Genomic DNA, 19,335 nt, shown 5'->3' with positions numbered 1-19,335 from the left:
CTTTTGCCCATGTTTGAAAATCTGTCCGAACGCCTGTCAGGTGTCTTTGACCGTCTGACGAAACAGGGTGCGCTGTCCGAAGAGGACGTCAAGACCGCCCTGCGTGAGGTGCGTGTCGCCCTGCTCGAGGCCGACGTGTCGCTGCCCGTGGCGCGCGACTTCGTCAAAGTCGTACAGGAAAAGGCAACCGGTCAGGCCGTTACCAAGTCAATCACCCCCGGCCAGCAGGTCGTCAAGATCGTGCACGACGCGCTGATTGATGTGCTGAAAGGCGAAGGCGAACCCGGTACGCTCAAGGTCGACAACCCGCCCGCCCCGATCCTGATGGTCGGCCTGCAAGGCGGTGGCAAGACAACCACCACGGCAAAGCTGGCGAAACGGCTGAAAGAGCGTGACGGCAAAAAGGTGCTCATGGCCTCCCTCGACGTCAACCGCCCCGCGGCGATGGAGCAACTCGCAATCCTTGGCAACCAGATCGGCGTCGATACGCTGCCGATCGTAAAGGGCGAAGACCCCGTGGCCATCGCCAAGCGAGCCAAAACGCAGGCAGGTCTGGGCGGCTATGACGTCTACATGCTCGACACCGCGGGCCGTCTGTCCATCGACGAAGAGCTTATGGCGCAGGTCGAGGCCGTTCGCAACGTCTCCAACCCGCGCGAAACCCTGCTGGTGGTCGATGGCCTCACCGGTCAGGACGCGGTGCACACCGCCGAAAACTTCGACGACCGCATCGGCATCTCCGGCGTCGTGCTGACACGGATGGACGGTGACGGCCGCGGCGGTGCCGCACTGTCGATGCGCGCCGTCACCGGCAAGCCCATCAAGTTCGTCGGTCTGGGCGAAAAGATGGACGCGCTGGAAACCTTCGAACCTGACCGCATCGCCGGCCGTATCCTCGGCATGGGCGACATCGTGGCGCTTGTCGAAAAAGCACAGGAAACGCTCGAGCTTGAGCAATCCGAAAAGATGGTCAAGCGCATGATGAAAGGTCAGTTCACGATGAACGACCTGCGCATGCAGTTGGAACAGATGCAAAAGATGGGCGGCATGCAGGGCATGATGGGCATGATGCCCGGCATGAACAAAATGGCCAAACAGGTCGAGGAAGCGGGCTTTGACGACAGCATCCTCAAACGTCAGATCGCCCTGATCCAGTCGATGACCAAACGCGAACGCGCCAATCCGCAAATCCTGCAAGCCTCCCGCAAAAAACGCATTGCAAAAGGCGCGGGCATGGAAGTCTCCGAGCTCAACAAGCTTCTCAAGATGCACCGCCAGATGGGCGACATGATGAAGAAGATGGGCAAAATGGGCAAAGGCGGCATGATGAAACAGGCCCTCAAGGGCATGTTTGGCAAAGGCGGCCCGTCACCCGAAGAGATGGCCGCAGGCATGGACCCAAAAGCGCTCGAAGCTGCTGCCAAGCAGATGGGCGGCAAACTGCCCGGCGGCCTTGGCGGCATGGGTGGCCCCGGCGGCGGCATGCCGTTGCCGCCCGGCCTGTCCGGTTTTGGCAAGAAAAAGTGAACACTGCGCTGACATACGCGCCCCGTCTGGAAACAGAACGGCTGATCCTGCGCGGTCCGCACCGCGCGGACCTTGCGCCGTTCACGGCATTTCTGACAGACAGCCCGCGGATGAAAGCGCAAGGCGAAGAGGCCACTGCGCCACAGGCGTGGTACGCCTTCATGACGGGCGTCGGCCACTGGCAGTGGCACGGTTTTGGCTTTTTCACGATTACGCTGAAGGCAGATGACGCCACTGCGGTCGGACGCGCAGGCATCCTCAAGCACGTGGACTGGCCCCAAGAAGAACTCGCATGGCATCTTTTTGACGGTGCCGAAGGCAAAGGCTTTGCCACCGAGGCGGCGCGCGCCGTCAAGGAATGGGCCGCAGAAAGCCTCGGCTTGAACAGGCTCGTCAGCTACATCCACCGCGACAACGTCAAATCCCAGCGGGTGGCCCAGCGCCTCGGCGCAACCACCCTTGGCGAAGCGCCGGCGCACGAGCCCGACGCCCGCATCTGGCACCACCCGGAGGCGGCACAATGAAGCACGCCTGCGAAACACCCCGTGACGGGGCTGCCGCGCTTTTTGCGCTGAACCTGCAAAGGCAACTGCCGACGCTGACAACCGACCGGCTCATCCTGCGCGCGCCCCGGGTCAGCGATTTCGACACTTATGCCGATATCGCCTGCTCCGCGCGCGGCACCTTCTTCGGCGGCCCGATGACCCGCGAAGAGGCTTGGGCGGACTTCGCCCAGATGACCTCGACATGGTTGCTGCACGGCCACGGCCTGTGGACGATCGGACACGGCGGCGGCATTGCGGGCTTTGTCGTGCTGGGGTTCGAGCCGGGCGACCTTGAGCCCGAACTGGGCTTCATGATGACGGACAGCGCCGAAGGCAAAGGCATCGCCTTTGAGGCCGCTACCTGCGCGCTGACCCATGCCTTTGGCGAATTGGGCTGGCCTTCGCTGGTGAGCTACATCGACCCTGCCAACACCCGCGCCGCGACGCTCGCCGCAGCCCTTGGCGGCAAACCCGACGGCACGGTGGATGGCGCACAGGTCTGGCGCTATACGCACCGGGAGCTGGCCGCATGACACCAACCCTGCACACAGACCGGCTGACCCTGCGCAAACCCGTCGCTGCGGATATCGACGCCTTCATGGATTTTTACGCCACCGACCGCGCACAATACGTCGGCGGCCCGATGACCCCGCGGCAAGCGTGGAACTTCTTTGGTACCGAACTGGGTCACTGGGAACTGCGCGGATACGGCATGTTCACCGTGACCCGGCAAGAGGACGACACGCCTTTGGGCATCGTCGGCCACTGGTATCCCCACGGCTGGCCCGAAACCGAAGTGGGCTGGGTCCTTTTCGACCCCGCCAGCGAAGGCAAGGGCTATGCCCAAGAAGCCGCCCGTGCCTGCATTACCCACGCGTGGGACGTGCTGGGGTGGGACACCGTGGTCAGCTACATCAAACCGGGCAACGACGCCTCGGTGCGCCTTGCCCAACGCCTCGGCGCGACCCGCGACGATGCGGCGGCACAGCCGACTCCAGACGCACCTTGCCTTGTGTTCCGCCACCACCCACAGGAGGCCCGCGCATGACGTCCCGGCGTTCCCTGTCCCCAAATTTTCCCCGCCGGCCGCTCGCGCAGCCGGCCACAAGCGCAAGGTCCGCCCAATGACCGATACGCTGATCCCCACCCTGCAGACAAAGCGGCTGGTCCTGCGTGGCCCGGAACCCGATGATTACCCGGATTTCAAGGCGACCTTTACCAGCTACCGCGCCCGCTTCATGGGCGGGCCGCTGAACGCCTACGAGGCATGGATGCTCTACGCTGCCGAGATCGGCCACTGGCAGATCCGCGGCTATGGCATGTGGATGATCCATGACCGCACCACCGACGAAACCTACGGCATGGCAGGCGGGTGGAAACCCGCCAAATGGCCAGAGGCCGAAATCGCCTGGGTGATCTGGCCCGACAAGGCAGGCCACGGCTACGCGCTCGAAGCGACCCACGCCGTGCGCCACTACCTTTACACAACCGGCGGCTGGGACGGAGCGGTCAGCTACATCGACCCCAAGAACCTCGACAGTATCCGGCTGGCAGAGCGGCTCGGCGCGCTCAAAGATCCGTCCGCCCCCTCCATCGATGGCAACGACGCGGTATACCGCCACCCTGCGCCTGCCACGCTTGCCGGCAGTCAGTTGAACGACGCCATCGAAATGGAGATCGGTTACTACGCCGATCCGAAGTTCAAACCGAAAGGATGGGCGCTTGACTGATCCTTACCTCACCGCGCGCATCGCACCGACGTCTTACCGATGCGATACCGACGCGATACCGACGCTGAAATCACCGCTTTTCGGAGACCCCGCATGACAGATGCCGCTACCCGCGCCGCCGAGGTGCTCAAGGAACATCGCGCCTCCATCGACCGGCTCGACGCGATCCTCGTCTACACGCTGGGCGAGCGGTTCGCCCATACACAGGCTGTGGGGAAACTCAAAGCCGAACACGACCTTCCCCCGTCCGATCCAGGCCGCGAAGCGGCGCAGATCGCACGGCTCGAAGATTTGGCGCGTCAGGCCCAACTGGACCCTGAATTCGCCAAGAAGTTTCTCAACTTCATCATCGCTGAAGTGATTCAGCACCACAAACAACACCAGTCTTGAGGACCGGCAGGTCCGACATATCAACAAAGGAAAACACACCATGGCTATGAAAATTCGTCTCGCCCGCGGCGGCTCCAAAAAGCGCCCCTTCTATCGTATCGTTGCTGCGGACAGCCGCATGCCACGCGACGGCCGCTTCATCGAAAAACTGGGCACTTACAACCCCTTGCTGCCAAAAGACAGCGAAGAGCGCGTAAAAATGGACGTCGAGAAAATCCAGGAATGGATCTCCAAGGGCGCCCAGCCTACAGACCGCGTCGCCCGCATGCTCGAAGCAGCAGGCGTCATGGACAAAGCCGAGCGCAACAACCCTAAAAAGGGCATGCCCGGCAAGAAAGCGCAGGAACGCGCACAAGAGAAAGCCGACAAGGCCGCAGCCGCTGCAGAAGCAGCCGCAGCACCCGCCGAAGAGCCGGCAGCCGAAGAAACCGCGGAATAATGACCGCGTTCGGGCCGCGCTCTACAGGGCGCGGCCTGTTGTCCCCGCGGGGACACAGACCCTGCCGCAAGGAACGGGCACGCGCCCATAGAGCCGGAGACTGACATGTTCCGCCCCGTGCGCATGATCATCCTGACCCTGATTGTCTTTGTGGCCGGTGTCGTCTACGAGCGGGCCGCGCACAAGGAAAACTGCAACGCGCGCGGCGGCGAGATGTCGGAAGGCCTCTGTTTGGGAGTCGAGGAATGAGCACACAGAAGGTTTGCGTCGGTGCAATCGGAGGCGCGTATGGCGTGCGCGGCGAACTGCGCATCAAAAGCTTCTGCGCGACACCCGAAGACATCGAATCCTACAGCCCGCTGACCGACGAGAACGGCAGCCGCCAGTTTCACCTCGCCTTGATCCATACAATCAAGAACGGCTTTGTGGCGCGAATTGTCGAGGTGACCACCAAGGAAGAAGCCGACGCGCTAAAGGGCACCCAGCTTTTCGCCGAGCGGTCGCAGCTTCCCACCCTGCCGGATGACGAGTATTACCACGCCGACCTCATCGGACTTGAAGTGTTTGACGCCGGCGGTGCTCCGCTCGGCCGGGTCAAAACTGTGCTCGATCACGGTGCCGGCGACATTCTCGAAGTCCAACGCCCCGGCAGTTCCGAAACCGTGCTGCTGCCTTTTACCCTTGCCGCAGTTCCGACAGTCGATCTTGCGGCGGGTCGCATCGTGGCAGACCCGCCGGACGGGCTGTTCTGACATGAGCGATACCCCCCGCAGTCACGGGCGCAAGACCATCCGCCCGACGCTCAAGCCACGGTCGCTCATGGACGGCGGGGAAGAATTGGCAGGCGTCTGGCAGGCGCGCGTCATCACGTTGTTTCCAGACGCTTTTCCCGGCGTTCTGGGTCTTTCTCTGACCGGCAAGGCCCTGCAAGAGGGCAAGTGGCAACTGCACACGCACGACCTGCGCGCGCACGGTCTGGGCAAACACCGCAACGTAGACGACACGCCAGCGGGGGGCGGTGCCGGCATGGTCCTGCGCGCCGATGTGGTCGGTCCGGCTATCGAGGCGGCGCAAGCGCATGCTAGAGGCCGCTGGCCGGTGCTTTACATGTCGCCGCGCGGGCGTCCCTTTACACAGTCCATGGCCCGCGATCTGGCCCGCTGCGACGGGGTTACCCTGCTCTGCGGTCGCTTTGAGGGCGTTGATGAACGGGTGCTTGAACACTACGGCATAGCCGAGGTCTCGCTGGGCGATTTTGTCATGACCGGCGGCGAACTGGCCGCTCAGGCCATGCTCGACGCAACCGTCCGCTTGTTGCCGGGTGTTCTGGGCAACGCGGAAAGCATGATCGAAGAAAGCCACTCGGACGGTCTGTTGGAGCATCCGCAATATACCCGCCCTGCGACATGGCAAGATCGCGCGATACCGGATGTCCTGATGTCGGGCAATCACGCAGAGATTGCGCGTTGGCGCCGTGAAATGTCAGAGGCGCTCACACGCAGTCGCCGCCCGGATTTGTGGCAAAAGCGAAAAGATACTGCTGACGGCAAAAGCTGAAAAATCGGTCATTTACCGTGAATCATCCCTAAAAATTATACTCATGCGAGTATCTTTTCTGGTAAATTACCCACAGGTTGTAATTGCCACAATTTATATTGCTTTTGGCCAAAAATAGACAGATTCTTTCACCAATAATTAAGAATTCGGACACAACCGGGAGCAGCAGATGTTCGGGCTATTCAAGTCATCTGACAAAACGGCAGCAGAATCCGCGCAGTCGGACCTATCGATATCCTACACACGGTTCGAACCGGATAGTTCGCACCGCATCATGATGGAAGACAGCGAACCTCTGACGCGGTTCGAACCAAAACCTGTTCCCCCGCGCGTGACACAATCACCCGTGGACGCCGCACCTGCGCCGCAGCCTCAGCCGGAACCGGAAGCGCGGCACCAGCAACAATCGTACGCGCAACCGCAGCACCAGCAACAATCGCATGCGCAACCGCAGCACCGGCAACAACCGCTTGCGCAACCGCAGCACCAGCAACACCACGCGCAGGTGCGCCAGCCTGCAACCGCGCGCACCAAGCAACCGGTCCAGCGCACGGCCAAGCCAAAAGCGCGGATCAACGAAAACGCGCATCTGCACGCAAGCAATCAGATCCCGCTTTGGGTATTCCAAAAAGCGTTGCCGCAACGGTTCGCCGAGATGCCAAAAGAAGAAGACGAGTTTGTCTTTCAATAAGCGAGTGATGGCACAGAAGACCCAACGCATCGTCAACCTTGTGTGCCTGTACTGATGATACGAACTGGCGGCCCCGGTATGCTGCACTGTTTATGATTTACGCGCGCGCTTCGTAATGATCGCGTACCACCTCTATTTTGAGGCCACATTTGTCTCGGAGCGGGTTATGGGTCTCAAGCATGACCAGATGTTCACAGACTTCCTTGATGACATCTCCAGATGTTTCATCGAGCATGACTTTGCGATGTGGGACAGGCGGATCATCTATCCCATGTCACTTATTACGGCTCAGGGGCCGGTGATACTTTCCAGCGAACCGGAGGCGCGGGAAAACTTCGGCCTTTATCTTCAGGCCTGTACGATCATGCGTCTTGATGACATCTACCGCACCCCGATCAGTCTGGAAGACTGCAAGGACGGCAGCTTTATTGGCACCTACGAAACCAATTTGCTCAGTCGCGGTGCGCGCGCAACAGCCCCCTACACCTCTTCGGCACTCCTGCGTATCCATGACAACCGCTTTTGCATGAAGTCGATCATGAACGCCCGGGGCCACCATGACTGGACCGGGAAACAACCTTATAATGTCTTTCCCGCGTCCCCGTCAGACACAGATCACTAGGCGGGTCGGGTTTGTGCCAAATCAGGCTTGATCCAAGCAGATTTCCCCCCTATACCCCGCGCAACCGGAATCGCGGCAAGCGGTTGCGGTGTGTTGTGCTATGCGCAGCAGACAAGGAATGACGATGCTACCTCCGGCGGGCCGCACATCGCGAAGTCCCGGCACAAACCGAAGCTCTTGGGTCGCGCAAAAACTTCGTGGAATACCACGAGCATCATAGGAGATGATCCAATGGATCTGATTGCAGAGATTGAAGCGGAACAAGTCGCCGCTCTGGGGAAAGATATCCCTGATTTCCGCGCAGGCGATACCGTCCGCGTTGGTTTTAAAGTGACAGAAGGCACACGTACCCGTGTGCAGAACTACGAAGGCGTTTGCATCTCGCGCAAGAATGGCGCTGGCATTGCCGGTTCGTTTACTGTTCGCAAGATTTCCTTTGGCGAAGGTGTTGAGCGTGTTTTCCCGCTGCACTCCACCAATATCGACAGCATCACCGTGGTCCGCCGCGGCCGTGTGCGTCGCGCCAAACTGTACTACCTGCGGTCCCGTCGGGGCAAATCCGCACGTATCGCAGAGAATTCCAACTACAAACCGCTCGCCGGCGCATAAGGACAGATACGATGAAAGCAGATACACATCCCGAATATCACATCATCGACGTCAAAATGACCGATGGCACCGTGGTTCAGATGAAATCCACATGGGGCAAGGAAGGCGACCAGCTGTCGCTGGATATCGATCCATCCGTGCACCCTGCATGGACAGGCGGTTCGTCTCGCCTGATGGATACCGGCGGCCGCGTATCCAAGTTCAAAAACAAATATGCAGGTCTCGGCTTTTAATCAGCCGCCTCTTGACCGAACAAAAGGCCACGCAGATCGCGTGGCCTTTTTTTGTTGCCTTCAAGCGGGTCTAGCGACGGTCAAGCACCAGATGAAGGCCCAACAGAACCAGCACGCTGCCACCGAACCACTGCGCCCATCGGCCCGCCGCATTCGAGGACCGAAAATAGCGTGCCACGCGGTCTGCCAACAGTACGCAGATCACATCCGCGCTTGAAAACATCAGGTTGACCACCGTTCCCAGCACCACCAGTTGCAGCCAGACCGACAGCGTGGCGGCCGGGTCCACGAACTGGGGCAGAAACGCCACGTAGAAAAGCGCAGTTTTCGGGTTGAGGATTTCGACAGCTGCGCTTTGCCAGAACGCGCGGTGCGGGTTCTGCGGTGCTGGACCGTCAGGCAGCGCCACGGCTTTGCCGCCGCCGCGGATCATAGAGACCCCAAGCCAGATCAGATACGCCGCACCAGCCAGTTTGACCGCCAGATAGAGCGTGGGGATCGCCTGAAAGACAACGGCCAGTCCGGCGGCCGCTGCAAGCACGTGAACATAGCCGCCCACATGTATACCCAAGGCAGCGAACCATCCTGCGCGACGCCCGCCCGCGATGGTGCGCGCCGCGGCATAAAGCGTGGAAGGACCGGGCATGTAGGCAAATATGCTGGTGGCAAGCACGAAGGCGATCAGCAGATCAGATGACGGCATGTGGTCTCTTTCTTCGCAGCGAGCACGCCCGACCGGAGGTGCTCAAGTGACTTCTATCCAGGTTTTCATGCCGGACGCCTGATGGCCCAGCATATGACAATGCATTAACCACTTGCCCGGATTGTCAAAGACGCACAGGATATCGCGCTGCTCATTTCTTTGCAGCAGCGTGGTGTCACGCAAAGCCCCCAGTGTGCCATCCGCGTCTACTTCGTAAAAGTGGTGTCCATGCAGGTGGATACCATGCGGAAAGCTGGTCTCGTTCTTCAGGGTAATCCGCACCGTCTGGCCGCGTTCAACCTGTTCCCAAGGCGCATCCGACAAGCCGGAGATGCCGTTAAAACTCCAGATGTCGTCACCGCCATGCGCCCCGCCCATCGCGCCGCCCTGCATGGCGAGCGTCAGTTCCCGGTCGGGGGCGGCATTCGGGCGGGGAAGATCGGGTGACGCCAACGCAGCGATTTCCCGTGGGAGCGGGGAAGGGTTTGACCCGCTGACAGCAATCTCTCCCAGTTCGTAGGGCTCGCCCCGCGTGGGAAATATAAAGCGCAGCGTGTCATCCACGTGGCCGATGACATCCATGCGCTGAGCGGGTGCCAGAAATGTCTGCCCAAGCTCTTGCGGCTTTGTCACGGGCATACCGTCGAGCGCCACGACTTTCCCGGCAAGCCCTGTTATCTGCAACGGAAAGACGCGCGCCGTAGCGACGTTGATGAGACGCAGCCGTACTTTGTCCCCGCGCTGCACCGAGTCGCGCGGCGCCAGAATACGGGCAAAAGTCCCCAACCGCCCGGCATGAGAAAAATCGTGCCGGTTGCCAAAGTCCTCGATCATCTCGCCGGTGCGTTCGATCCGCCAGTCGTCGATCATGACGGTAATGTCGTGGTTCACCTCGGGCGGCGTCTCTTCCTCGATGATCAAGGGGCCGTACAAACCGCGCGCCACTTGTTCCCATGATCGGTTATGCGAGTGGTACCAGTAGGTGCCTGCATCCGGCAGCACGAACTTGTAGTCAAAGCTGTCTCCGCTCTCGACCATCGGTTGTGTCAGGTACGGTACGCCGTCCATCGCATTTTGCAACCGGATGCCATGCCAATGCACCGCCGATCCTTGGTCTATTCCGTTTTCAAAGCGCACCGACAGCGTGTCGCCCCTGCGGAACCGTAATTCCGGGCCCGGGCTGGAGCCGTTGAACCCCCAAAGCGCAGTTGCGCCGTCGCCTTCAGGCAGAACTTGCGCGGTAACGGGTTCCGCGCGCAGGGTCGTCAGACCGAGCGCAGCAGCAGACCCTGCGCGGAGCATACCAAGGCTGGCCGATCCGGCAGCGATGAATTGACGACGAGACAGCGGCATCGCCATCCTCCTTCCAGCTTTTTGCTCAAGATAATGCAAACGTGGCGTCAGGCCAGTTCACACCTGTTGCTGTGTCAGCCACTGCGCAATAGCACGACCAATTTCCGGGCCGGAATCCTCTTGGATGAAATGGCTGCCCGCGACTTGCGTTTCGGTTTGGTTCTTCCAGCCACGACAAAAGTCGCGCTGTGGTCCGATCAGGATCGCGCCCGGGTCGGCGTCGATGAACAGCTTGGGCATTTCGTTTTCCGCCATCCAGTCGGCGTAGGCTTGCACCCGTTCCACAACTTCAGCCGGCGCGCCTTCGATGGGTATCTGGCGCGGCCATGTCAGCGTCGGCCAGCGGTCCTCGCGGTTTTCAAACGGCGTACGATAGACGCCCATCTCTGCCTCCGAGAGACCGCGCAGCACCGACCCCGGCAGCACTCTTTCGATAAACACGTTCTTGTCGAGGATCAGGTTTTCACCCGCTTCCGACCGAAACGCCTGAAACAGCGGGGTCGCCGCAGCAGAAAAGTCGCTCCACTTAGGGAAAGGCCGCACAATCCCTTCCATATAGGCGATCCCCGCCACGGCCTCGCGGTGCGCATTGGCCCAATCAAACCCCAGCGCCGACCCCCAGTCGTGGATCACCAGAACCACATCCCGGTCCAGACCCATGGCCGTCATAAAACCCGCAAGGTACTTGGAATGCGTATCGAAAGTGTACGTGTCCGGGCCAGCGTCCGGCAGCTTGTCGCTCCGGCCCATGCCAATCAGATCGGGTGCGATCAACCGCCCCATTCCGGCCAGTTCAGGGATCACGGCACGCCACAGGTACGAAGAGGTGGGATTGCCGTGCAAGAGCACAATGGGCCGCCCCTCCCCCTGTTCGAAATAGGCCATCTGGCTGCCAAGAACTTCTATGCTCTTGTCTGCAATGCTCATTGTTCAGGCTACCCTACCTTAACCACCATTTTGCCAAAACTGCGTCCGGCCAGCACGTCGTACAGAGCATCTGGCGCATTTTCCAAGCCGTCAACGATCTGTTCTTTGTACTGGATTTTTCCCGCCTCCAGCCATTCTGTCATATCACGGCGAAACGCTTTGTAGGTTTCCGGTGGAAAGCTGTCAAAAATGATGAAGCCTTGCACTTTGACCTTCATCCTCAGGATGGTGCCCATGATCATCGCGCTACGATCGGGGCCGTCGGGCAAGCCGGGCAGGTTGTACCACGAAACAACGCCACACACCGGTATCCGCGCAAAGGGATTCAAAAGCGGCAGCACGCCGAATAGCACCTTGCCGCCGACATTTTCGAAATAGACGTCAATGCCATCGGGACAGGCCGCGGCAAGCTGATCCTTGAAGTCATCGGCACGGTGATCGATGCAGGCATCAAAGCCGAGATTATCGACGACATGGGCGCATTTGTCGGGTCCGCCCGCGACACCGACCACCCGGCATCCCTTGATCTTGGCGATTTGCCCCACTGTGGCCCCAACCGGGCCAGAGGCTGCGGCGACCACGACCGTTTCGCCTTCTTTCGGTTCACCGATTTTGAGCAATCCGGCATAGGCCGTGTAGCCGGGCATCCCAAGCAGCCCCAGCGCCCAAGAGGGATTGTCAGGCGCTGGCCCCAAGTTCATTACGCCTTGACCGTCAGACACCGCAAAATCCTGCCAGCCCGACAGATTCAGCACCCTGTCGCCGGGCGTGAACCCGTCAAGGTGTGAGTCCACGACCTCGGCCACCACCTGCCCGGTCATCACCTCGCCAATCGCCACTGGTTCGGCATAGGATTTCGCGTCGTTCATCCGCCCGCGCATATAGGGGTCGATCGACAGGTATTCTGTGCGCAGCAACATCTGACCCGCCTCGGCTGTTGGCACATCCGCGGTTTCCAGCCGCAAGGTGTTCTCGTCCGGCTCTCCCTTTGGTCGTTCGGCAAGCACGATACGGCGGTTTTTCTGTGATGACTGAGGCATCGGTATCTCCCTTTATCGGCGCTCAGCCTGCGTATTCCGTTGCCAAGATGCAATGCAAAACCGTCGCGCTGCAAATCTGCCATATTGGGCAATATAGAGACTGATTTGACTGATCCACGCTTTGCAAAGGCAGGCCAAGCCCTTATAGTCTGCGCAACGAAAAGGCTGCGACAAAGCAGTCGGGGCAAAGGATCGGGCGAATGGCGCATATCATCGTTGTGGGCAACGAAAAAGGCGGCGCGGGCAAATCGACAGTATCGATGCACGTGGCCACTGCACTGGCACGGCTCGGCCATAAGGTCAGCGCGCTGGATCTGGACCTTCGGCAGCGCACCTTCGGGCGCTATACTGAAAACCGCGCGGCTTTTATGAAGAAATCCGGTCTCGCACTGCCAAGCCCGAGCACGCATGCGCTGCCTGAAATCGCCCCGGAAACGCTGAAACCGGGCGAAAACATCTACGATCACCGCTTGTCCGCCGCCGTCGCGCAGTTGGAGCCGCATAATGACTTCATTCTGATCGACTGCCCCGGATCTCACACGCGGCTGAGCCAGGTCGCGCACAGCCTTGCTGATACGCTGATCACCCCGCTGAATGACAGCTTTGTCGATTTCGACCTGCTGGCACGCACCGACCCTACCGGAGAAGAGATACTTGGCCCGTCCGTCTACTCTGAAATGGTGTGGAACGCGCGGCAGTTGCGCGCACAAGCCGGTCTTACTCCAATCGACTGGATCGTCGTGCGCAACCGCATGGGCGCCCAGCGCATGGTGAACAAAGAAAAGATGGAACGCGCGATCAAGAACCTGTCAAAGCGGATCGGTTTCCGGATCGCACCGGGTTTTTCCGAGCGCGTCGTCTTTCGCGAATTGTTTCCGCGCGGCCTCACGCTGCTTGATCTGAAAGACATTGGGGTCAAGCAGCTGAACATATCGAATGTGGCTGCGCGGCAGGAACTGCGCGACCTGATGAAAGCGCTCAATCTGCCGGGCGTGACGCCGGACTTCTGAGGCGGGCTCGCCGCAGCGCGATCAGGTTAGAGATAAACAATGCACCAATGACGATAATCCCGCCGGCAACTGCATATTTGCCGGGGTTTTCGTCGATCACGATCCACGCCAGCAGCGGCGCGAGCGTGCTTTCCAACAGCACCAGCAGCCCGACCTCGGCCGAGGTGATATAGCGCGGCCCGATGGCCAACAGCGCCGAACTGCCCAAGATGAACAGCCCGTGCAGGCCCACCAGCCACACCTGATCCGGCGCGATCGACAGCGGCGCGGCGAACGGCAGGATGAGGGCGGAACAGCCGACGTACCCCATCGCGGCAGCGGGCACCATTGAGGTGGCGCGAACCTTGCGTGCCGCGGTCAGCGCCGCGGCGAACATTGCCGACGTGGCAAGCGCCAGTGCATCGCCGGTAAAGCTTGATCTTTCCGTCTCGGATGACCCGTAGGCAATCACCGCCAAGCCCGCGGCGACGGCAAGCATGGTGAAAACCATCCGAGGGCGCAGCGGTTCTGACAGATAGATACGGCTGAAAACCGCGGCAAAAACCGGCAGTGACGCAATGATGAATACCACGTTGGCCACCGACGTCAGGCTGACAGCCAGTGTGAATGTCAGCCCGCTGGCACCGACCCCGACAGTATATATCGCACCGTAACGCCCCGTTGCAGCGACCGCACGGAAAGGGGCCGCGCCCTGCCAGAGGAAGAGAAGCAGCATCAGCAATCCGCCGGCAAGAAGCTGGCGCCAAAATGCGATGGTCCATGCATCTGCATCGATCAGGCGCACAAAGAGCGAATCCGGCACCACCAGCAGGACGCCCAGCGTCGTGATCAATAATCCTTTGGTTTGCGTGTTCATGGGATCAGCGGTGACCGGTTCGGCAACATCTGTAAAGTGATTGCGTCACGACCGCGCCAGTTTTCGCAGCGCACGCCGCAATGCCTTGAGTTCCGCTTCTGTCAGCTTGGCCGCAAGCGCTGCGTCGTAGTCCCGTGCAATCGCACTCAGATCGCGGTAGGCGGATTGCCCCTGCGCTGTCAGGGCCAGATGCTCGACCCGGCGGTCGCCCGCGTCGCGGTGGCGCGAAATGAACCGGCGTTCTGCCAAACGCTGAACCGCGCGGCTGATCTTGGTCTTGTGCATCTTTGCCCTGTTGCCGATCTGCGCCGCAGTCATTGTCCCGTAAAGACCAAGGTGAAACAGCACGCGCCATTCCGTGCGCAGCATTCCATAGCGATCCCTGTAGACCTGTTGGAATTCGAGACTGGAGACTTCCGCAGCCTGGTTCAGAAGGTAGGGCAGGAAATCCTGCAGATCGAATTCGATTTCTTCAGGCATCGATGTTCCGCTGACTGTTGCAAATGTAACTAATCGCGCCTTGAGGTAAACTACAAGACCCGCTTGCGGTCCATCTCTCGTTCTGGCCATTCTCGGGTCGGCTGCTACACTTACACCCAACCGGGCAACGAAAGGCACGAAATGAGCGAAGCACTCACCGAACTGTTGTTTTGGGTCGTCGTCTTTGTCGTCTTCTTTTACGGCTTTAGATGGCTGCAAAAGCGGAAAAAGACCAAAGACGGTCAGGACCGAGATAGCAGCGAAACCTGACGTGGGCTCATCTGACAAATTTGGCCCGTCGCGCCAAGAGATCGTTTTTCGGTTGAGGGTCTCGATTGCCGGTCTGGCCCTGCTGGTTGCAGCAGTGCTTTACCGCGGTATGCCGAAAGGCCCCGCCATGTTCGAGGTTATCGGCATCGCCGGGGCTTTTTTTGGCGGCACTTTTGTGTGGAGCATTTTGAAGCTGCGCAAAATCGACCGCGCCGCACGTGACAGTGACTAGCCAGCAGCCCAGAGCTCGACTTCGACGACAAATTCCGGCCGCGTAAAGCCCGAAACGATCACAAGTGTCGAACTGGGCAAAACGGTTACGTCTGCCAGAAACGCATCCCGCGCAGCCATGTAGCCCGCCATATGGGCGCGATCCGTGACAAAGGCGGAAACATGCAGCACGTTTGTGGCGTTCATGCCAGCGTCGCCAAGTATCTGCGCGATATTGGCAAAGCAAATATCAGCCTGAGCGCGCGCGCCCTCCGGAATTGCCCCATCTCCGGCAAGTCCAAGCTGGCCCGACGTGCGCACAAACCGCGCACCTGCTGGCACTTCTACCCCGTGGGAATAGCGTGCAAACGGCGGAAAAATCCGAGGCGGGTTCAATGCGCGCATCCTGTGGCTCCTTGTCGCTGGGTCATTTAAGCCTTGCGCATCGATCGCAAATTTGAAACCCTTTAGGGGATATTTGGGCACAGATCTCGGATCTCTCAGGGCCGCCACTCTTATCCTTTACGCATAAAGGAGGCGACCGTGTACGATAAACCACTTTCTATCTGCTACCTTTGCATGGCGTGCACGTCCTTATGACGGTGTTGCGCGATATCCTTGTGCCGCGCGAGGTGGTACGCGACTCCGTACGCTTTGGCGGTACTGCGGCGGGCGAATGCATGCGCGGTGATCTGACCTTTACGCCTGGCGGTACCTGCCGGCTGGCCAAGTCAACGCCAACGGATGCCCCGCGCATGGTCATCCCCGCGCCCGTCGAAGCGCACTGCCATCTGGATAAGTGTCACAGCGGGCCGAGGCTTGGCCCCGTCGGTGGTGATCTGAGCGCGGCAATCAACGCGCAGATGGCCGACAAGAAAAACTGGACAGAAGAAGACCTGCGCCGCCGGATACGCCGTGGTCTCGATGATCTGATGCAGGCAGGTTGCCGGCAGGTGCGCAGCCACATCGACTGGGGGGACGACGCCGCCCCTCCACTGGCGTGGCACGTATTGCGTGAAACGGCAGCGGACATGCCGGAAATGAACATTCAGCTGTCCCCGCTTACCGGCATTGACCAGTTTGCCGACCGCGAGTTTTGTTTCAAAGTTGCGCGCCATGCGGCAGAGACCCCGGGCGGCGTGCTGGGCAGCTTTGTTCTGCACCATGAACAGACGCAGGCTGGCCTGCGCAATATTTTTGATGCCGCAAAAGAGTATGACTTGCCTGTGGATTTTCACGTCGACGAAGGCTTGGGTGACTTTCACGGCGTTGAGCATGTTTGCGATGCGGCAATCACCGCCGGTTTTGATGGCCCGATCATGTGCGGACACGCGGTCGCGTTGATCGATAAAGCCCCGTCAGACTTGGAACGCATCACAGACAAGCTGGCACAAACGGGGGCGACAGTCTGTGCGCTGCCGACAACGAACCTTTATCTGCAGGGGCGGCGCCACGGCACACCAGACCGGCGCGGGCTGACACGTCTTTTGGAGCTGCACGCAGCAGGCGTGCCTATCGTGGTGGCCTCGGACAACGTGGATGACGCCTTCTGTCCGGTAGGACAACATGATCCGCGCGCGGCGCTGCATCTTGCGATGCTCGCCGCACATCTGGACCCGCCCGCCGCGCAATGGTTGCCCGCAATCACAACCCATGCTGCCGCAGCACTGGGCACTGACCCCCAGTATGTCGATACCGCGCCTGCGTCGGCGCTTCGCATCTGCGCGGTCGCAACCACCGCTGACCTGATTGCAGGTCGCGCGCCGCTTCTTCCTCTTTCTCTTTCCCTTGTTCAGTGAGTTGACCCCATGACATCTATTTCAGGAAAAACTGACATCGACTGGGCCGCGTTCGCCAATGAACTCGCACCAGTAGAGATCATTGACGAGCCCGTTCTGGTCAAAAAACGCAGCCGGGATTTCTTTTGGTACAGCCCGATCCTAAATGCCGAGTTGCGCCGCGCTTTCGGCGATCTTGTTGCGCGCCCCACGACGCCGGAAGAGATGCGCCACGTACTCGCAGTGGCCTATGCCCATGACGCACCGATCGTATTGCGGGGCGGCGGCACCGGCAACTATGGCCAGTCCGTACCGATGCAGGGCGGTCTCATCATCGAGACCACAGGGATGAAACGGATATTGGAAATCGGAGAAGGCTACGTGCGCGTGGAGGCGGGTGCATTGATGGCAGACATCAATGCCGCATTGATCCCGCAAGGCTGGGAGATGGCAATGTTTCCGTCGACGCAGGACATCGCCACAGTCGGAGGCTTTGTCGCGGGCGGCTCAGCCGGTATCGGCTCCATCGCGAACGGTGCGCTGCGCGATCCGGGCAATATCATCGCGCTAAAGGTGCAGTCGGTGGAAGCCACCCCGCAAGAACACGTTTTCGAGGGGGCTGAAACGCTGCAAATCCATCATGCGTGGGGCCTGAATGGTGTGATTACCGAGGTGACCCTGCGGACCGTGCCTACGCGCGACTGGGTCGGTTGTCTTGCCACGTTTGACCACTATTCAGCAGCTTACGCAGCGGCGCTTTCCATCGCAGAAGCCGATGACGTCGGACGCAAACTGCTGACGACGGTGGACGCACGCATCTGCGCCTATTTTCCAAAGCTAGACGGGCACATCAGGCCAGACAAACACCTCGTCGTCTCGCTGGTGCCGCGCGAAGACGTAAGCCGCTTCAAGGAGCTGATCGACGCTGCTGGCGGCTATGTCGATCTTACTTTGACCGAAGAAGAACGCATCGCTGCGAAACTGCCGCATGTTTTCGACTTTTCCTATAACCACACCACGCTTCAGGTACTCAAAGCCGACCGCAGCGCCACCTACCAACAGGTGGGCTGCCCAATCCCTCCGGACCCTGCAGCGATTGCCGATCTGCGGCCCAAACTTGGCGAAGATGTCTGGATGCACCATGAATTTGCGCGTGTCGGTGGCGAGATCGTGACCTTTGACCTGCCGATCATCTGGTTTTCCAGCCAAGAGCGGCTGGCAGAAATCAATGCAACCTACGAGGCGAACGGCTTTCCTGTTTACGATGCGCATACGTGGCAAGTCGAAGGGGGCGGTCTGAAGAACGCCGATTACCGCCACTTGGCGATGAAAAAGCGGCTGGATCCAAAAGGTTTGTTAAATGCGGCGAAGTCGGCGGCTTGGGATGGGGTCAAGCATCTCACCCCGGAAGAAATCGCAGCGAAAGCGACAGGTGAATGATGATGAAGACAACTCCGCTTTCCGCCACCTTCGGTGTTGAGATTCACGACATTCAGCTTGCCGAGCTGACCGAGGATGATTTTGCGCATATCCGCGCGGCCTTTGAAAACCACTCGGCATTGCTGTTTCGAAATCAGCAGATTAATGACGCAGATCACATGCGACTGGCCAAGATGTTCGGCCCCATAGAGGACCGCAAAGCGGATGAACGGGCACCCGGCGAAGCGTTTGAAGTGCCCGAGGTCTCAAATATCCTCGAAGATGGCAGTACGGCCGACGGGATGGATTTGCACACCCTGAACCTCAAGGCGAATATGCTGTGGCACGCAGACAGCACGTTTCTGCCAGTGCCTGCGCTGGCCAATATTCTGATCGGGCGGGTGGTCACGGAAAAAGGCGGCGAAACGCAGCTTGCGTCGACGCGCGCGGCGTGGGCGGACATGCCTGAAACACTGCGCGAAAAGATTCGCGGAAAGGGTATCTGGCACCGATATGCGCACTCTCGGGCGAAAATTTCCGAGGAATTGTCAAAATTACCAATGTTTCACAAGTGGCCGGATCAGCATTGGAAATCCGTCTGGATGAACCCTGTCAACGGTCACGAAGCGCTGTATATCGCCAGTCACGCATTCAAAATCGATGGCTTGGATCAAGGTTCATCTGCGACATTGATTGACGTTTTAACGTCATTTGTGACACAATCTGCGTATGTCTACAGCCACAAATGGGAGGTGGGTGACGTGCTGATCTGGGATCAGCGCGCAGTTCTGCACCGCGCCACGCCATGGAATTATACCTTACCACGGAAACTCTCGAGTATTTGTGTATCATGCACGCCGCCAGATGGGGTTGACGCCATGCGCCTGAGTGTTTGAGTATCACCGCGTCCCCGAAAGGGCACAGAAAAAAGCAGGATAACTGCGCA

The 19,335-nt window shown here is 59.7% G+C and carries 27 protein-coding genes; 20 read left to right on the top strand and 7 right to left on the bottom strand.

What is annotated here, in order from left to right:
- Positions 1-9: 9 nt before the first annotated feature.
- From ffh to rpmE, 14 genes are all read left to right on the top strand, one after another.
- A complete protein-coding gene (ffh, locus tag AC2D8V_RS02350; protein ID WP_484731902.1) occupies positions 10-1,527 on the top strand; it encodes a signal recognition particle protein in 1,518 nt (505 codons plus the stop codon).
- Positions 1,524-2,051, top strand: a complete 528-nt coding sequence (locus AC2D8V_RS02345; RefSeq protein ID WP_484731901.1) for a GNAT family N-acetyltransferase — start codon at positions 1,524-1,526, stop codon at positions 2,049-2,051. Before ffh ends, AC2D8V_RS02345 begins: the two co-directional genes overlap by 4 nt.
- Entirely contained in the window at positions 2,048-2,605 is a 558-nt protein-coding gene (locus AC2D8V_RS02340; RefSeq protein ID WP_484731900.1) for a GNAT family N-acetyltransferase, read from the top strand. The genes AC2D8V_RS02345 and AC2D8V_RS02340 overlap by 4 nt, the downstream gene beginning before the upstream one ends.
- Complete coding sequence (locus tag AC2D8V_RS02335; RefSeq protein ID WP_484731899.1) at positions 2,602-3,120, top strand: GNAT family N-acetyltransferase; 519 nt, start codon at positions 2,602-2,604, stop codon at positions 3,118-3,120. The genes AC2D8V_RS02340 and AC2D8V_RS02335 overlap by 4 nt, the downstream gene beginning before the upstream one ends.
- Positions 3,121-3,196: 76 nt before the next feature.
- The gene (locus AC2D8V_RS02330; RefSeq protein ID WP_484731898.1) at positions 3,197-3,802 is read left to right on the top strand and encodes a GNAT family N-acetyltransferase; all 606 of its coding nucleotides are present in this window, start codon (positions 3,197-3,199) and stop codon (positions 3,800-3,802) included.
- A gap of 93 nt (positions 3,803-3,895) precedes the next feature.
- Entirely contained in the window at positions 3,896-4,192 is a 297-nt protein-coding gene (locus AC2D8V_RS02325) for a chorismate mutase (RefSeq protein ID WP_484731897.1), read from the top strand.
- A gap of 40 nt (positions 4,193-4,232) precedes the next feature.
- Positions 4,233-4,631: a 30S ribosomal protein S16 gene (gene rpsP, locus AC2D8V_RS02320; RefSeq protein ID WP_484731896.1), complete on the top strand. Its 399-nt coding sequence runs from the start codon at positions 4,233-4,235 to the stop codon at positions 4,629-4,631.
- Between the two features lie 105 nt (positions 4,632-4,736).
- The gene (locus AC2D8V_RS02315) at positions 4,737-4,880 is read left to right on the top strand and encodes a hypothetical protein (RefSeq protein WP_484731895.1); all 144 of its coding nucleotides are present in this window, start codon (positions 4,737-4,739) and stop codon (positions 4,878-4,880) included.
- A complete protein-coding gene (rimM, locus tag AC2D8V_RS02310) occupies positions 4,877-5,383 on the top strand; it encodes a ribosome maturation factor RimM (RefSeq protein ID WP_484731894.1) in 507 nt (168 codons plus the stop codon). The genes AC2D8V_RS02315 and rimM overlap by 4 nt, the downstream gene beginning before the upstream one ends.
- Before the next feature lies 1 nt (position 5,384).
- Positions 5,385-6,188 carry a tRNA (guanosine(37)-N1)-methyltransferase TrmD gene (trmD, locus tag AC2D8V_RS02305; RefSeq protein WP_484731893.1) on the top strand — a complete coding sequence of 268 codons (804 nt, stop codon included), beginning with the start codon at positions 5,385-5,387 and terminating at the stop codon, positions 6,186-6,188.
- A 169-nt stretch (positions 6,189-6,357) separates the two neighbouring features.
- Positions 6,358-6,879, top strand: coding sequence for a hypothetical protein (locus AC2D8V_RS02300; RefSeq protein WP_484731892.1), 522 nt, complete (start codon positions 6,358-6,360; stop codon positions 6,877-6,879).
- Between the two features lie 115 nt (positions 6,880-6,994).
- Complete coding sequence (locus tag AC2D8V_RS02295; protein WP_484731891.1) at positions 6,995-7,501, top strand: hypothetical protein; 507 nt, start codon at positions 6,995-6,997, stop codon at positions 7,499-7,501.
- Between the two features lie 231 nt (positions 7,502-7,732).
- Positions 7,733-8,110, top strand: a complete 378-nt coding sequence (gene rplS / locus AC2D8V_RS02290) for a 50S ribosomal protein L19 (protein ID WP_484731890.1) — start codon at positions 7,733-7,735, stop codon at positions 8,108-8,110.
- Positions 8,111-8,121: 11 nt separating this feature from the next.
- Complete coding sequence (gene rpmE / locus AC2D8V_RS02285) at positions 8,122-8,343, top strand: 50S ribosomal protein L31 (protein WP_159977188.1); 222 nt, start codon at positions 8,122-8,124, stop codon at positions 8,341-8,343.
- A gap of 70 nt (positions 8,344-8,413) precedes the next feature.
- Here the strand turns inward: rpmE and AC2D8V_RS02280 are convergent, their stop codons facing one another.
- The 4 genes from AC2D8V_RS02280 to AC2D8V_RS02265 are packed head-to-tail and all read right to left on the bottom strand — an operon-like array spanning position 8,414 to position 12,366.
- Positions 8,414-9,046: a LysE family translocator gene (locus AC2D8V_RS02280; RefSeq protein ID WP_484731889.1), complete on the bottom strand. Its 633-nt coding sequence runs from the start codon at positions 9,044-9,046 to the stop codon at positions 8,414-8,416.
- A gap of 42 nt (positions 9,047-9,088) precedes the next feature.
- The gene (locus tag AC2D8V_RS02275) at positions 9,089-10,399 is read right to left on the bottom strand and encodes a multicopper oxidase family protein (protein WP_484731888.1); all 1,311 of its coding nucleotides are present in this window, start codon (positions 10,397-10,399) and stop codon (positions 9,089-9,091) included.
- A gap of 57 nt (positions 10,400-10,456) precedes the next feature.
- The gene (locus AC2D8V_RS02270; protein ID WP_484731887.1) at positions 10,457-11,326 is read right to left on the bottom strand and encodes a haloalkane dehalogenase; all 870 of its coding nucleotides are present in this window, start codon (positions 11,324-11,326) and stop codon (positions 10,457-10,459) included.
- Positions 11,327-11,334: 8 nt separating this feature from the next.
- Entirely contained in the window at positions 11,335-12,366 is a 1,032-nt protein-coding gene (locus AC2D8V_RS02265) for an NADP-dependent oxidoreductase (protein ID WP_484731886.1), read from the bottom strand.
- Positions 12,367-12,566: 200 nt separating this feature from the next.
- Here AC2D8V_RS02265 and AC2D8V_RS02260 point away from each other — a divergent pair, with 200 nt between their 5' ends.
- Entirely contained in the window at positions 12,567-13,376 is an 810-nt protein-coding gene (locus tag AC2D8V_RS02260) for a division plane positioning ATPase MipZ (RefSeq protein WP_484731885.1), read from the top strand.
- Here the strand turns inward: AC2D8V_RS02260 and AC2D8V_RS02255 are convergent.
- Positions 13,345-14,232, bottom strand: a complete 888-nt coding sequence (locus tag AC2D8V_RS02255) for a DMT family transporter (protein WP_484731884.1) — start codon at positions 14,230-14,232, stop codon at positions 13,345-13,347. The genes AC2D8V_RS02260 and AC2D8V_RS02255 overlap by 32 nt on opposite strands.
- 45 nt (positions 14,233-14,277) lie before the next feature.
- Positions 14,278-14,712, bottom strand: coding sequence for a MarR family winged helix-turn-helix transcriptional regulator (locus tag AC2D8V_RS02250; protein WP_484731883.1), 435 nt, complete (start codon positions 14,710-14,712; stop codon positions 14,278-14,280).
- A 141-nt stretch (positions 14,713-14,853) separates the two neighbouring features.
- Here AC2D8V_RS02250 and AC2D8V_RS02245 point away from each other — a divergent pair, with 141 nt between their 5' ends.
- Both AC2D8V_RS02245 and AC2D8V_RS02240 read left to right on the top strand, forming a co-directional pair.
- Positions 14,854-14,982, top strand: coding sequence for a hypothetical protein (locus tag AC2D8V_RS02245; protein WP_484731882.1), 129 nt, complete (start codon positions 14,854-14,856; stop codon positions 14,980-14,982).
- A gap of 1 nt (position 14,983) precedes the next feature.
- A complete protein-coding gene (locus AC2D8V_RS02240) occupies positions 14,984-15,214 on the top strand; it encodes a hypothetical protein (protein ID WP_484731881.1) in 231 nt (76 codons plus the stop codon).
- On the opposite strand, the gene AC2D8V_RS02235 is transcribed toward AC2D8V_RS02240, so the two are convergent.
- Entirely contained in the window at positions 15,211-15,597 is a 387-nt protein-coding gene (locus AC2D8V_RS02235) for a RidA family protein (protein WP_484731880.1), read from the bottom strand. The genes AC2D8V_RS02240 and AC2D8V_RS02235 overlap by 4 nt on opposite strands.
- A gap of 191 nt (positions 15,598-15,788) precedes the next feature.
- On the opposite strand from AC2D8V_RS02235, the gene AC2D8V_RS02230 reads away from it, so the two are divergent.
- From AC2D8V_RS02230 to AC2D8V_RS02220, 3 genes are read left to right on the top strand one after another with little or no spacing between them, the layout of a single operon-like run.
- Entirely contained in the window at positions 15,789-16,991 is a 1,203-nt protein-coding gene (locus AC2D8V_RS02230) for an amidohydrolase family protein (RefSeq protein ID WP_484731879.1), read from the top strand.
- A gap of 9 nt (positions 16,992-17,000) precedes the next feature.
- The gene (locus AC2D8V_RS02225; protein WP_484731878.1) at positions 17,001-18,410 is read left to right on the top strand and encodes an FAD-binding oxidoreductase; all 1,410 of its coding nucleotides are present in this window, start codon (positions 17,001-17,003) and stop codon (positions 18,408-18,410) included.
- 2 nt (positions 18,411-18,412) lie between these two features.
- Entirely contained in the window at positions 18,413-19,285 is an 873-nt protein-coding gene (locus tag AC2D8V_RS02220) for a TauD/TfdA dioxygenase family protein (protein ID WP_484731877.1), read from the top strand.
- Positions 19,286-19,335: the final 50 nt, after the last annotated feature.

It is taken from the genome of Roseobacter sp. YIN89 (assembly GCF_057219365.1).
The sequence above is the reverse complement of the archived record's forward strand: the minus strand, read 5'-3'. Positions and strand labels throughout refer to the sequence as shown.